Source organism: Adlercreutzia sp. DFI.6.23, from assembly GCF_024462535.1.
In the GTDB taxonomy this organism is placed as follows: Bacteria; Actinomycetota; Coriobacteriia; order Coriobacteriales; family Eggerthellaceae; genus Adlercreutzia; species Adlercreutzia rubneri.
Window position 1 is genome coordinate 41,691 of sequence record NZ_JANGBP010000002.1, and the last position, 12,662, is coordinate 54,352.

The window sequence follows — 12,662 nt, forward strand, 5'->3', positions numbered from 1 at the left end:
AGCGTCCCGCATTGGCGGGGTGCCGGCTATTTACCTTTCGCATCGGCCATTCGTCTTACGAATCGAAATTCCGTAACACTGGTGGCTCGCCTATGGTATTGTTACGCATTGAAGAGACGTAACACTAACAGGAGGAGAAGCCATGGCCCTGACGAGAAGGAACTTCGTGCGTGCAGCGGGACTTGCCGGAGCGGCGGGGAGCGGCGCGCTTTTGGCGGGGTGCGCGCGGGGAGCGGCAGACTCAGGCGCGAACGAACCTGCGGCTGCCGGCGCGGCGGGTGCCGGTGTCGGTCCCGACGGCGTAAGCCAGGTGGTAATCACCATGACGCCCTCCTCGGAACCGGCCGCCGGTTTCGATCCGCTCGTGGGGTGGGGGGCCGGCGAGCACGTGCACGAGCCGCTCATCCAATCGACGCTCATCGCCACGGACAACAACCTCGCCTTCGTGAACGATCTCGCCACCGATTACGGCTGCTCCGAGGACGGCCTTACCTGGACGTTCCATATCCGCGAGGACGTGATGTTCACCGACGGCGTGCCGCTCACGGCCGAGGACGTGGCCTTCACCATCAACGGAATCGTGAACGGCGAAGCGGCCGAAGCGGATCTGTCCATGGTGGACGAGGCGCGGGCCGTTGACGCCACAACCTGCGAGATCGCCATGAAGCGCCCGAACAATGCGCTGCTGTACACGCTCGCCGTGATGGGCATCGTGCCGGCCCATGCCTACGGGCCCGATTACGGTGAGCATCCCATCGGCAGCGGCCGCTATATGCTGGAGCAATGGGATCGCGGCCAGCAGGTGATCCTGCGCGCCAACCCCGACTATTACGGTGATGCGCCGCTCATGGACCGCGTTGTGGTGCTGTTCATGGAAGAGGACGCGTCGTTGGCCGCCGCCCAGTCGGGCACGGCGGACGTGGCTTACACCTCGGCGGCGCTGGCCGGGGCGGTTCCCGCGGGCTACGCCCTGCTCAACTGCGCCTCGGTGGATTCCCGCGGCATCTCGCTGCCCTGCAATCCCGCCGGCACCGATGTCACCGTGGAAGGCGACATGGTCTACGCCGGCGGAAACGACGTCACGAGCGACCTTGCCGTGCGGCGGGCGCTCAACTACGGCATCGACCGCAGCCAGATGATCGAGCACGTGCTGGCCGGCTTCGGCCGAGCGGCCTACTCGGTAGGCGACGGCATGCCCTGGTCGAGCGAGGCCATGCGCGTGGAAACCGACGTCGCGGCGGCCGAGCGCCTGCTGGATACGGCCGGCTGGGCGCGAGGCGACGACGGGATGCGCGCCCGGGACGGGCTGCCCTGCGCTTTCGACCTGTACTACGCCGCCGGCGATTCCACGCGCCAGGCTCTGGCCTACGACTTCGCCGACCAGGCGGCGGCCCTCGGCATCGCCGTCGAGCCGAAGGGGGCCAGCTGGGACGACATCTACCTGCGGCAGTACGCCGATCCGGTGCTGTGGGGCTGGGGTTCCAACTCGCCGGTGGAGCTGTTCGAGCTCACCTACTCCACCGGTTGGGGCAACTACGCCCAGTACATGAACGACACGGTGGACGCGAACTTGGAAGCGGCCCAGGCGGCTCGTACCGTAGAGGAGTCCTATCCCTTCTACCAGGCCGCCCAGTGGGACGCGGCCACGGAAACCGGCGTGGCGCCGGAGGGGGCGGCCACCTGGGTGTGGCTCGCCAACGTGGATCACTTGTACTTCGAGCGCGAGGGCTTGAAGGTGGCCGAGCAGAAGCCGCATCCCCACGGGCACGGGTGGTCTTTGGTGAACAATATCGACCAGTGGTCTTGGAGCTAAAACTATGTTGAACATCGTCGGACGCGAGCTTTGGGCAGTGCTCAGTCGCTCAGACAGTCCTCGCTGGTATCTAAGGCGACATGATTGCCTTTTCCCGTACTCGCTGCGCCTTCGATACCATCTGCGGAACTCGCTTTGTGAGCACCGCCCAAAGCTCGCTGCTGCGAGAGTAATGGGGTTGTGCCATGGCTAGGTACGTCGTGTCGCAGCTTGGTCGGTTCCTGCTGTTGATGGTGGCGGTGGCGGTGGTGACGTTCGCGCTGGTCAGTCTCTCGCCGGTGGATCCTCTGCAGGCCAACGTGGGGCAGGCGGCGCTCATGTCCATGAGCGAGGAGAAGCGGGCGGCGCTGGCGGCCTACTGGGGTGCCGACACGCCCATGCTCGAGCGTTTTCTCGCTTGGGCCGGCGACCTTCTGCACGGCGATTTGGGGATGTCGCTGCGCTACAACGCGCCGGTGGCCGAGGTCATCGCCTCGCGGGCGGCCAACTCGCTCGCCCTCATGGGGGTGGCGTGGGTCGCCTCCGGCGTGCTCGGTTTCGTCCTGGGCGTGGCGGCGGCCCTGCGCGAGGGGCGGCTGCTCGATCGCTTCGTGCGCGGCTACTGCTTCGTTCTGGCCGCCTCGCCGACGTTTTGGGTGGGGCTGCTTTTGCTCATAGTGTTCTCCGTGTGGCTCGGGTGGTTCCCCCTCGGCTTCTCGGTGCCCGTGGGAGTGGCGGCCGCCGATGTCACCTTCGCCGATGCGCTGCATCACATGGCGCTGCCGGCCATCACGCTATCGGTGGTGGGGGTGGCCAACGTGGCGCTGCACACCCGGGCCAAGGCCATCGATGTGCTGAACAGCGACTACGTCCGCTTCGCCCGGGCCCGCGGCCTCACGCGGCGCGAGGCGCTCATCCGCCACGGCCTGCGCAATCTGGCGCTCCCGGCCATCACGCTCCAGTTCTCCCAGATCGCCGAGATCTTCGGCGGCTCGGTGCTCGTGGAAGAGGTGTTCAGCTATCCCGGCCTCGGCCAGGCCGCCGTCACGGCCGGCCTCGGGGGAGACGTGGCCCTGCTCGCCGGCATCGCACTTGTGTCGGCGGCGCTCGTGTTCGCGGGGAACTTGGCCGCGAACCTCATCTACGGCCTGGTGGATCCCCGTATGCGCCCGGTGCGTCGGCAGAAGGAGGTCGCTGATGACTGATGCGGTTTTTGCCAACCAACCCCCCGTGCTCTCGGCGCCGCGGCGCCTTCGGTTGCCCAATCGCCGCCGCGCCTTCGCTCTCGCCCTGGGCGGGGCGCTGCTGCTGGCTGCCGTTGTGGTGGCCGGTCTCATGGCGGGGCCGGCCGCCCAGGCGACCGATTTCGCCGCCAAGAGCCTGCCCCCTTCGCTTTCGCACCCGTTCGGCACCGACTGGATGGGCCGCGACATGCTCCTGCGCACGTTGGCCGGCCTTTCCACCAGCGTGCTCGTGGGCCTCATGGCGGCTGTGGCCTCCTCGCTCATCGCGCTCGCGCTGGCGGCCGCGGCGGCGCTGGGCCCCCGCTGGGCCGACCATGCGGTCAGCTGGCTCATCGACCTCATGATGGGCATTCCCCATATCGTGCTGCTCATCCTCATCTCCTACGCTTTGGGCAAGGGGTTCTGGGGCGTCACCATCGGCGTGGCCCTCACGCACTGGCCGAGCCTCGCCCGCATCCTGCGCGCGGAAATACTCCAGTGCGCATCCTCCGATTTCGTCGCGGCCGCCGCCCGTCTCGGTGCGGGCCGGCTCGCCATCTCCGCACGGCACATGGTGCCCTATGTGCTGCCGCAGTTCGTCGTGGGGCTCGTGCTGCTGTTTCCCCACGCCATCCTTCACGAGGCGGCCATCACCTTCCTCGGCTTCGGGCTGCCGCCGGAGATGCCGGCCATCGGCATCATCCTCTCCGAGGCCATGGGCTACCTGTCGGCGGGGCTGTGGTGGCTCGCGGTGTTCCCGGGGCTGGCGCTTGTCGTCTGCGTCATGTTGTTCGATGTGGTGGGAACGAGCCTGCGCAAGCTCGTCGATCCGGCCTACGCCCAGGAATAGGAGGGGAGTATGGAAGAGAAGCCTGCCGTCGCCCACGAGGCCGTCGATCACGGTGCTCAGCCGGTGCATCATCACCACTCCCATGCGGCCACGTCGCGCCACGGGCACGGCCATCACCTGCTGACGGTGGAGGACCTCTCCGTGTCGTTTCTCATGTACGATGAGGAAGCGGCGGCGATGCGGGCGCAAGGGGATTCGCGCGCAGATCGGGGACGGCTGGGGCGCTATTTGCACGCGCCCCAGCGGGAGGTGGAGGTCATCCGCTCTCTGAGCCTTTCCGTGCACGAGGGGGAGATCGTCGCCGTGGTGGGCGCCTCGGGCTCGGGCAAGACGCTTCTGGCCGACGCGGTGCTGGGCCTGTTCGAGCCCAACGCCCTCGTGCGCGGGCGCATCTGGTTCGACGGGCGGCCCATGGACGCCGCCGCTTTGGCCGCCGAGCGCGGGCGGGGCATCGCCCTTGTGCCCCAATCGGTGGCGAGCCTCGATCCGCTCATGCGGGTGGGGCGCCAAGTGGAAGGCATGCCGCGGGGACGCGGTGCGGCCCGTCGCGCCGACGCCGGCCGCCGCCGCGCCCGGCGTCGGGAGTTGTTCGCCCGCTACGGCCTTGCCGAAGAGGTCGCGCGGCTTTACCCCCATGAGCTCTCCGGCGGCATGGCCCGGCGCGTGCTTCTGTGCTGCGCGCTCATGGACGCGCCGAAGCTCATCATCGCCGACGAGCCCACCCCGGGACTCGATCTGCCGTTGGCCCAGGCGGCGCTCGCGGATTTCCGCGCCTTTGCCGATGATGGGGGCGGTGTCATGCTCATTACCCACGACATCGAGCTGGCGCTCACCGTGGCCGATCGCGTCGCCGTCTTCCGCGACGGCACGGTGGTGGAGGAGACCTCGGTCGCTGCTTTCGCCTCGCCTGACACGCTGGCCCACCCCTTCACCCGCCAGCTCTGGCACGCCCTGCCCGAGCATGGATTTGTCGTGACCACCGAAGGAAGTCCGCTATGCTAGAAGGCCGCCACCTCTCCGTCGCCTTCGACGGTCGCCCCGTTCTCGACGACATCTCCCTCGCCGTTGCCCCCGGCGAGCGCGTGCGGCTGGCCGCGCCCTCCGGCACCGGCAAGACGACGCTGTGCCGTGTGCTGGCGGGCTATCTGGCGCCCCGGGCGGGCGAGGTGCTCGTCGATGGTGAGCCGCTCCCCAAACGCGGCCCGTGCCCGGTGCAGCTCATCGGGCAGCATCCGGAGCTGACGTTGGATCCGCGCATGCGCATGGCGGCGAGCCTCGCCGAATGCGGCGCAAGCGAGGAGGAGCTGGACCGTCTGCGGGAACTTCTGGGCATCCGCGGCGCATGGCTTTCGCGCTATCCCCACGAGCTGTCCGGCGGCGAGCTGCAGCGCTTCTGCATCGCCCGGGCCCTCGGCGCGCACCCGAGCTACCTCATCGCCGACGAGGTCTCCACCATGCTGGACGCCGTGACCCAGGCGCAGATCTGGCGGGCGCTCGTCGCCGAGGCAGAGGCGCGCGCCATGGGCCTTATCTTCGTCTCCCATTCCCCGGCCTTGGCCTCCCGCCTCGCCACCCGCGTGGTGGAGTTGCCAGTCGTTCCGGCTGCCGTCCGTGGATAGTTCGTGGATGGGCGCTTGCCTTTCCCGCGCTCAAGCCGTAATATAAGCAATTGCTGTTTTCGCCGCACTGTGCGAGCAGTGCTTGCGTATAGAGAATGAAAGTACAAGAAGGAGTTCCATTTCATGGCAGTCAAGATTCGCCTCGCTCGCCACGGCGCCAAGAAGCGCCCGTACTACCGCATCGTCGTCGCCGATTCCCGCTCTCCGCGCGACGGCCGCTTCATCGAGGAAGTGGGCCGCTACAACCCCTGCGCCCATCCGCATCTGATCCAGTTCGATATGGAGAAGGTCGACCGCTGGATCGCCGACGGCGCCCAGCCCACTGATCGCGTGGCGAAGCTTTTGGCGGTTGCCCGCGAGAACGCTTAAGCGCCATGGCCGATCTCACGGAAGATCTCGCCGGCCTCACCGACGCCATCGTCCGTCCGCTCATCGACGAGCCCGATGTCCTGGACATCACGGCCGCCGAGACCGAGGACGGCAACATCATGGTGGAGATCCGCGTGGCCGCCGACGACGCCGGCAAGGTCATCGGCCGTCAGGGCCGCGTCATCAAGTCCATCCGCACCCTGGCCCGCGCCGCCGCGTCGAAGTCGGGCAAGCTGGTCGATGTGGAGCTCATCGACTAAATGCGCGGCTGGATGTCTATCGCCTATCTGGCGAAACCGAAGAATTTGAACGGAGGGCTCGTCGCACGAGGTGCGTCGGGCCTTCCCTTTGTGCTGCACCCCGGTCTCACGCTGGCCGTCGTGCCGCCCCAGCTGGATGCGCCCCGCACGCTCACCGTGCGCGAGGTGACGGAGCGAGCCGAGAACGAGGCGCTCGTCTTCTTCGACGAGGTGTCCGATCTGAGCGGTGCCGAGCTTCTGGCCGGCTGCGAGCTTCTGGCCCGCGAGGAGGGCATCGACGCCTCGGTGCTGGAAGAGGCCGAGGCGCTGCCCGCCTGGGAGGGCTGGTCGGTGCACGATGAGCGCGCGGGATACGTGGGCGAGGTCGTGGAAGTTGCCGAGCGCGCGACCCAGCCTTTGCTCACGGTGCGCCGCCTCGAGGGGGGAGAGGCGCTCATCCCGCTGGTGGACGAGTTCATCGTTGGCATCGACGAGGGCGGCCGCCGCATCGATGTGTCCCTACCCGCCGGCCTGCTCGATCTGTAGGACGCCCCGCGCGTCGTCTTCTTTCCGCCCGTTCGCGCCACCCATCGACAAGGGATCCCATGCTCATCGAAACCCTCTCCACGTTCCCGCATATGTACGACTCGGTCATGGGCGAGTCCATGATGAAGCGCGCCCAGGAGAAGGGCATCTTGGAATTTCGCGCCCACGACCTGCGCGACTGGACTCACGACCGCCACCGCACCACCGACGACGACCCCTACGGCGGCGGCGCCGGCCTCGTCATGAAGTGCGACCCCATCTTCGAGGCGGTAGAAGCCATTCTGGGAAAAGAGTTCGTGGAAGCGAAACTTGCCTCAGCCGTGGAAGAGTCGCAACAACACCGCCCCCAGATCGTCTTCCTAGCCCCCCAGGGCCGCCCCTTCGACGACGCCTATGCCGATAAGCTCGCCGCCGCCGATCACCTGCTGTTCATCTGCGGCCACTACGAGGGTATCGACGAGCGCGTTTACGCCCTGGCCGACCACGTCATCTCGCTGGGGGACTACGTGCTCACCTCCGGCGAGCTGGCCTCCATGGTGGTCATCGATGCCGCGGTGCGCAAGCTGCCCGGCGTGCTGGGGGCGGCAGACGGCCCCGTGGACGAGTCCTTCACCAGCGGCCTTCTGGAATATCCCCAGTACACGCGTCCGGCTGACTTCCGCGGCATGAGGGTGCCCGAGGTGCTCACGAGCGGCAACCACGCCGCCATCGCTCGCTGGAGGCGCGAGCAGTCCCTCGCCCGCACGGCCGCCGCCCGCCCCGACCTCATCGCCGCCGCCGAGGCCGCGGACCTTCTTACCCCCGCTGACCAGAAATTTTTGAAGTTGTTGGAACCAGCGCCGACGGGCGCGGCCGAAGGGGTATCATAGCGTTTCCGACAATTATGAGCGCAGACGTGGAAGGGGCATCGCGAAGATGTACGACAACGGCTATGGGACCGATCCTTACGGCTACCAGCCGCAGCCCCAGCCCCGTCCCTCGCGCGCCTCGAGCTTTTTGCGCACAGTGCTCTCCGTGCTCGTGCTCGTGGTGCTCGTGGTGCTGCTCTCCTGGGGGCTGCGCACCTTCGTCTTCCAAGCCTACGAAATCCCCTCCGGCTCCATGGAGGAGACCATCATGCCCGGCGACATGGTCTTCTCCGAGAAGATCACCTACTACGGCAGCGACCCGGCCCCCGGCGACATCGTCACCTTCCAAGACCCCGATCCGGAGCAGGGCGGCCGCATCCTCATCAAGCGCGTCATCGCTGTGGGCGGCCAGACCGTCGATCTGCGCGACGGCCGCGTCTATGTAGACGGCGTGCTGCAGGACGAGCCCTACACCCGCGGCGAGCCGTCCTATCCGCTAACGCCCTACTACGGGCTTACCATCGACTACCCCTACACGGTGCCCGCCGGCGGCCTGTGGGTTATGGGGGACAACCGCACCAATTCCCAGGATTCCCGTTACTTCGGCGCCATCAAGGAGTCGAGCGTCACGGGCAAGGCGATATTCATCTACTGGCCGCTGACCGACGTCGGCCCGCTGTAATTCGAGCAAAGGAGACCCATGGCACAAGACATGCCCGGGAAGGCCGGGAAGGCGACGCCCCCCACCTTCCAAGACGTCATCATGAACCTGCAGCGCTACTGGGCGAGCACCGGTTGCGTGGTGCTGCAGCCCTACGACAACGAGGTGGGCGCCGGCACGAACGCCCCGGCCACCACGCTGCGCTCGCTGGGGCCCGACACCTGGCGCACCTGCTACGTGCAGGGCTGCCGCCGTCCCACCGACGGCCGCTACGGCGAGAACCCCAACCGCGGGCAGTTCTACTACCAGTTCCAGGTGCTCATCAAGCCCTCGCCGGACAACATCCAGGACCTGTACCTGGGAAGTCTTGAGGCCATCGGCATCGATGTGGCGGCCCACGACGTGCGCTTCGTGGAAGACGACTGGGAGAGCCCGACGCTGGGCGCCTGGGGCCTGGGCTGGGAGATCTGGATCGACGGCATGGAAGTGACCCAGTTCACCTACTTCCAGCAGGTGGGCGGCTTCGAGTGCAACCCGGTGCCCGTGGAGATCGCCTACGGGCTTGAGCGCCTCACCATGTTCGTCCAGGGCGTCGACAACATGTACGACATCGTGTGGGCCCGCGGCGACGACGGCGTGGAGTTCACCTACGGCGACGTGTACCTGGAGAACGAGCGCGAGTATTCCAAGTTCAACTTCGAGGTGGCCGACACCGACTTCCTCTTCCAGGAGTTCGCCGACCGCGAGGTGGAGTGCCTGCGCACCCTGAAGGCGTCCCTGCCGCTGCCGGCCTACGACTCGGTGCTGAAGTGCTGCCACGCCTTCAACCTGCTCGATGCCCGCGGCGTCATCTCGGCCACCGAGCGCATGGCCTACATCCTGCGCGTGCGCACCCTGGCCAAGGCCTGCTGCGCCTCCTATATGAAGAACGTCGTGGGCATGGATGTCGACACGTCCGATTTGGACGCCCTGCTCGCCGATGTGCCCGATCCGCTGGCGAAGCCGGCTGCCGAGGCAGCGTCCAACGTCGTGCCGGCGTGCCCCGAGCCTGCGCCCGGCGGCGGATGCCCCGGCGCCGCAGCCGCTGCGGGCGACCACTCCGAGCGCGCCTTCGAGTTCGTGACCATCGCCGAGGACGCCGTCTCCGCCCCGTCCGAGTCGTCCGAGAAGGAGGCCTAGAAGATGTCCGATACCGCTACCCTCGCCTTCGAGATCGGCACCGAGGAGATCCCCGCCTTCGATTTGAAGCGCGCCACCGAGCAGCTCGCTGAGCTCGTACCCGCCGCCCTGGATGCCGTGCGCATCCCCCATGGGGAGGTGGCCATCTACACGAGCCCGCGCCGCCTCATCGCCATCGTGGCCGACGTGGCCGCCCGAACCGAGGCCCTGGAAGAGGTCTTCCGCGGGCCCGCCGCCAAGATCGCCTTCGACGAGGCGGGCAACCCCACCAAGGCCGCCATCGGCTTCGCCCGCGGCAAGGGGCTCGACGTGGACGCGCTTGAGCGCCGCGACGAGAACGGCACCGAGTACGTCTACGCCGTGCGCCAGGTTCCCTCCCAGGATGTGGCGGCCCTGCTGCCCGAGGTGCTGCGCGGCGTCATCGACGGCATCTCCTGGCCGAAGTCCTGCCGCTGGGGCACCACGACCGAGATGTTCTCGCGCCCGGTGCGCTGGCTGGTGGCGCTTCTGGGCGATACGGTGATTCCCGTGGAGTACGCGGGGCTCGTGGCCGATCGCGAGACGCGCGGCCATCGCTTCCTGGCCCCCGGCCCGCACACCGTGGCCTCGGCCGACGACCTCGTGTCCGTGGTGGAGGGCGCCTTCGTCGTGCCCACCCAAGAGGCCCGCGAGGCGGTCATCCGCAAGGGCGTGGCGGCCATCGAGGCGGCTACCGGCTTCACCGCCGATTTGCCGGCCAAAACGCTCACCGAGGTCATCAACCTCTCCGAGTACCCCACCCCCATGGTGGGCACCTTCGACGAGGAGTTCCTGAAGGTTCCCGAGGAGATCATCGTCGACGCCATGCTCATGCACCAGCGCTACTTCCCGCTGTACGACGCCGATGGCAAACTCACCAACAAGTTCATCATCGTCTCCAACGGCGACCCGGCCCACGAGGACACCATCGTCGACGGCAACGAGCGCGTGGTGGCCGCCCGCCTCTACGACGCGAAGTTCTTCTACGACGAGGATCTGAAGATGCCGCTGGATGCCTACGTCGATCGCCTCGATGAAGTGGTCTTCCAAGAGGCGCTGGGCACCATGCGCGACAAGACCGCTCGCGTGGTGAAGCTGTCGGCCCGCATCACGTCGGCCGCCGGCATTGAGGCCGCCGAGATGCGCGATATCGCGCGATCGGCCTACCTGGCCAAGGCCGACCTGGTGACGAGCGCCGTCATCGAGTTCACGAGCGTCCAGGGCATCATGGGCAGCTACTACGCCACCGCCGCCGGCGAGGCGCCTCGCGTGGCCCGCGCCATCGCCGAGCACTATCGCCCGCGCTTCTCCGGCGACGCCATCCCCACCGACATCATCGGCCAGGTGGTGGCGCTCTCCGACAAGATCGACACCATCTGCGGCCTGTTCGCCGTGGGTCAGGCGCCCACCGGCTCCTCCGATCCCTTCGCCCTGCGCCGCGCCGCCCTGGGCGTGCTGGCCATCCTGGAGGAGACGGGCCTGCCGATCAGCCTGGTGGAGACCATCGACGGCTCGCTCATCATCTACCGCGAGGCCGGGCTTCAGTTCGACAACGCCGAGGTGCGCCGCGAGATCATCGACTTCTTCGTCACTCGCGAGAAGGTGGCCCTGCGCGATGTCGGCGTGAAGGCCGACACCATCGACGCCGTGCTCGCCTGCGGCATCGAGGAGCCGATCGTGCTCGCTCGCCGCGCCCGCGCCCTGGAGGCCGCCCGCACCGAGAACCCGCAGGTCTTCGACGACTTGGCCACCGCTTTTGCCCGCGCGAACAACCTGCGCGAGATCGGTCTGGGCACCGGCTACAAGAAGGCCGAGCTCACCGAGGTGGAAACGGCGCTCGCCGAGGCCGTGGCCACCGCCGAGGGCAACGTGGCCGCCGCTCTCGCCGACGACCGCTACGCCGACGCGCTTGTGGCCCTGGCGGCCCTGCGCGCGCCGGTGGACGAGTTCTTCGACACCACCATGGTCATGGACGAGGATCCGGAGGTTCGCGCGAACCGCCTGAAGCTCTTGAACCGCTTCGCCAACGTCTTCGCCCACGTGGCCGACTTCTCCCAGATGGCGAAGAAATAATGCATAACAAGACGCCGGCTGAGCGCGCGGCTCGCGTGCCCACCATCCACATCATCTCCGATTCCATCGGCGAGACGGCCCAGGTGGTGGCGCGCGCCGCCGCGGCCCAGTTCGGCGTCACGAGCCCGCATCTGGAGATCTTCTCGAAGGTGAAGAGCTTCGAGGAGGTGCGCGGCTACCTTTTGGAACATGCGCGGCATCACGAGGAGGTGCTCGGCGACGACCGCATGCTCGTCATGTACACGCTGGTCAACGCCGACATTCGCGAACCGTTGCAGGGCTTTTTGGCCGAGCATCCCAACATTGTGGCCGTCGACGTGCTCACCGCCGCCGTTGCCGCCGTCTCCGAGATGAGCGGCATGGAGCCGGTGGGCAAGCCCGGTATGCTGCGCGTGGTGGATCACAACTACTTCAAGCGCATCGGCGCCCTGGAGTTCACCATCGCCCACGACGACGGCCAGAATCCCGAGGACCTCACGAAGGCCGACATCGTGCTTTTGGGGGTCTCGCGCTCTTCCAAGACGCCACTTTCCATCTACCTGGCCCAACAGGGGCTGCGCGTCGCCAATGTGCCGCTGGATCCTACCACCGAGCCGCCCTCGCAAATCTACGATGTCGATCGCACGCGCCTGTTCGGCCTCATGATCACGCCGGAGGTGCTGCTGGACATCCGGCGCAAGCGCATCAAGAAGGCGGCGGGGAAGGCCGGCGGCGGCCAGTTCGCCATGCTCGCGAAGAACTACGCCGATCCGGAGTACATCTACCGCGACCTGGAGGCCAGTCGCGCCCTCATGCGCCGGCTCGGCTGCATCGTCGTGCACACCGAGGGCCGCGCCGTCGAGGAGACCGCCCAGGAGATCCTCCGCTACTACGAGCGCAGCCACCCCTCCAATACCGACATCATCGACTAGCCCCCGCTACGCCGCCTTGCCCGCGCCCGCGCCCCGCCTTGCTCGACTTTGTTCCCAATGCTGGTCAAAAAAGTGGCGGAAACTGCTTTTGCGGAGGCTTTGAGGGCAGGTTCTGGCCAAAAAGGAGCCGCTGGCTGCATCAGCTTCACGCTGGGCTCAATCGGAGTACTAACTGCGCGCTCCTGAACAGGGAAAACTTTAGTCTGCTATAGAGCTCTTTTCGGAAAAACAAATTAGTGGGCAAAATAAGGGCGATAGCTGCCAGCTAGCGTGGCATTTTTGGCCAAAAGAATTCATGAGGCGCGCCAGAGGATCCTGATTTGTCGGTCGCGCT

General features: G+C 67.2%; 13 protein-coding genes. All 13 read left to right on the forward strand.

Annotation, left to right across the window (positions count from 1 at the left end; genetic code table 11):
- The first annotated feature begins 142 nt into the window (after nt 1-142).
- The 13 genes from NE591_RS02045 to NE591_RS02105 all read left to right on the forward strand — a co-directional run bounded on the left by NE591_RS02045 (nt 143) and on the right by NE591_RS02105 (nt 12,328).
- On the forward strand, nt 143-1,813 hold the full coding sequence (locus NE591_RS02045; protein WP_114540020.1) for an ABC transporter substrate-binding protein: 1,671 nt from the start codon (nt 143-145) through the stop codon (nt 1,811-1,813).
- 185 nt (nt 1,814-1,998) lie between these two features.
- Nucleotides 1,999-2,997: an ABC transporter permease gene (locus tag NE591_RS02050; RefSeq protein WP_114540021.1), complete on the forward strand. Its 999-nt coding sequence runs from the start codon at nt 1,999-2,001 to the stop codon at nt 2,995-2,997.
- A complete protein-coding gene (locus tag NE591_RS02055) occupies nt 2,990-3,865 on the forward strand; it encodes an ABC transporter permease (RefSeq protein WP_114540022.1) in 876 nt (291 codons plus the stop codon). Before NE591_RS02050 ends, NE591_RS02055 begins: the two co-directional genes overlap by 8 nt.
- A 9-nt stretch (nt 3,866-3,874) precedes the next feature.
- Complete coding sequence (locus NE591_RS02060) at nt 3,875-4,867, forward strand: ATP-binding cassette domain-containing protein (protein WP_173112683.1); 993 nt, start codon at nt 3,875-3,877, stop codon at nt 4,865-4,867.
- Nucleotides 4,861-5,484 (forward strand): ABC transporter ATP-binding protein, encoded by a 624-nt coding sequence (locus NE591_RS02065; RefSeq protein ID WP_173112686.1) that lies wholly within the window; start codon nt 4,861-4,863, stop codon nt 5,482-5,484. Before NE591_RS02060 ends, NE591_RS02065 begins: the two co-directional genes overlap by 7 nt.
- 123 nt (nt 5,485-5,607) lie before the next feature.
- Nucleotides 5,608-5,853 carry a 30S ribosomal protein S16 gene (gene rpsP, locus NE591_RS02070; protein ID WP_173112690.1) on the forward strand — a complete coding sequence of 82 codons (246 nt, stop codon included), beginning with the start codon at nt 5,608-5,610 and terminating at the stop codon, nt 5,851-5,853.
- A 5-nt stretch (nt 5,854-5,858) separates the two neighbouring features.
- A complete protein-coding gene (locus NE591_RS02075; RefSeq protein WP_173112693.1) occupies nt 5,859-6,113 on the forward strand; it encodes a KH domain-containing protein in 255 nt (84 codons plus the stop codon).
- Between the two features lie 12 nt (nt 6,114-6,125).
- A complete protein-coding gene (locus tag NE591_RS02080) occupies nt 6,126-6,638 on the forward strand; it encodes a ribosome maturation factor RimM (protein ID WP_231699609.1) in 513 nt (170 codons plus the stop codon).
- Nucleotides 6,639-6,697: 59 nt separating this feature from the next.
- Nucleotides 6,698-7,507: a tRNA (guanosine(37)-N1)-methyltransferase TrmD gene (gene trmD, locus NE591_RS02085; RefSeq protein WP_256156264.1), complete on the forward strand. Its 810-nt coding sequence runs from the start codon at nt 6,698-6,700 to the stop codon at nt 7,505-7,507.
- A 46-nt stretch (nt 7,508-7,553) separates the two neighbouring features.
- Nucleotides 7,554-8,168 carry a signal peptidase I gene (gene lepB / locus NE591_RS02090; RefSeq protein WP_173112702.1) on the forward strand — a complete coding sequence of 205 codons (615 nt, stop codon included), beginning with the start codon at nt 7,554-7,556 and terminating at the stop codon, nt 8,166-8,168.
- Nucleotides 8,169-8,186: 18 nt separating this feature from the next.
- A complete protein-coding gene (locus NE591_RS02095; RefSeq protein ID WP_331458084.1) occupies nt 8,187-9,326 on the forward strand; it encodes a glycine--tRNA ligase subunit alpha in 1,140 nt (379 codons plus the stop codon).
- Nucleotides 9,327-9,329: 3 nt separating this feature from the next.
- On the forward strand, nt 9,330-11,417 hold the full coding sequence (gene glyS, locus NE591_RS02100) for a glycine--tRNA ligase subunit beta (RefSeq protein WP_173112705.1): 2,088 nt from the start codon (nt 9,330-9,332) through the stop codon (nt 11,415-11,417).
- A complete protein-coding gene (locus NE591_RS02105; RefSeq protein WP_114540029.1) occupies nt 11,417-12,328 on the forward strand; it encodes a pyruvate, water dikinase regulatory protein in 912 nt (303 codons plus the stop codon). Before glyS ends, NE591_RS02105 begins: the two co-directional genes overlap by 1 nt.
- Nucleotides 12,329-12,662 lie beyond the last annotated feature (334 nt).

Bases quoted from the DNA above. Each gene is read 5' to 3' on its own strand.
- NE591_RS02045 (WP_114540020.1), top strand. From the start codon at position 143: ATGGCCCTGACGAGAAGGAACTTCGTGCGTGCAGCGGGACTTGCCGGA.
- NE591_RS02095 (WP_331458084.1), top strand. From the start codon at position 8,187: ATGGCACAAGACATGCCCGGGAAGGCCGGGAAGGCGACGCCCCCCACC.
- rpsP (WP_173112690.1), top strand. From the start codon at position 5,608: ATGGCAGTCAAGATTCGCCTCGCTCGCCACGGCGCCAAGAAGCGCCCG.
- trmD (WP_256156264.1), top strand. From the start codon at position 6,698: ATGCTCATCGAAACCCTCTCCACGTTCCCGCATATGTACGACTCGGTC.
- NE591_RS02060 (WP_173112683.1), top strand. From the start codon at position 3,875: ATGGAAGAGAAGCCTGCCGTCGCCCACGAGGCCGTCGATCACGGTGCT.
- glyS (WP_173112705.1), top strand. From the start codon at position 9,330: ATGTCCGATACCGCTACCCTCGCCTTCGAGATCGGCACCGAGGAGATC.
- NE591_RS02055 (WP_114540022.1), top strand. From the start codon at position 2,990: ATGACTGATGCGGTTTTTGCCAACCAACCCCCCGTGCTCTCGGCGCCG.
- NE591_RS02075 (WP_173112693.1), top strand. From the start codon at position 5,859: ATGGCCGATCTCACGGAAGATCTCGCCGGCCTCACCGACGCCATCGTC.
- NE591_RS02065 (WP_173112686.1), top strand. From the start codon at position 4,861: ATGCTAGAAGGCCGCCACCTCTCCGTCGCCTTCGACGGTCGCCCCGTT.
- NE591_RS02050 (WP_114540021.1), top strand. From the start codon at position 1,999: ATGGCTAGGTACGTCGTGTCGCAGCTTGGTCGGTTCCTGCTGTTGATG.
- NE591_RS02105 (WP_114540029.1), top strand. From the start codon at position 11,417: ATGCATAACAAGACGCCGGCTGAGCGCGCGGCTCGCGTGCCCACCATC.
- NE591_RS02080 (WP_231699609.1), top strand. From the start codon at position 6,126: ATGTCTATCGCCTATCTGGCGAAACCGAAGAATTTGAACGGAGGGCTC.
- lepB (WP_173112702.1), top strand. From the start codon at position 7,554: ATGTACGACAACGGCTATGGGACCGATCCTTACGGCTACCAGCCGCAG.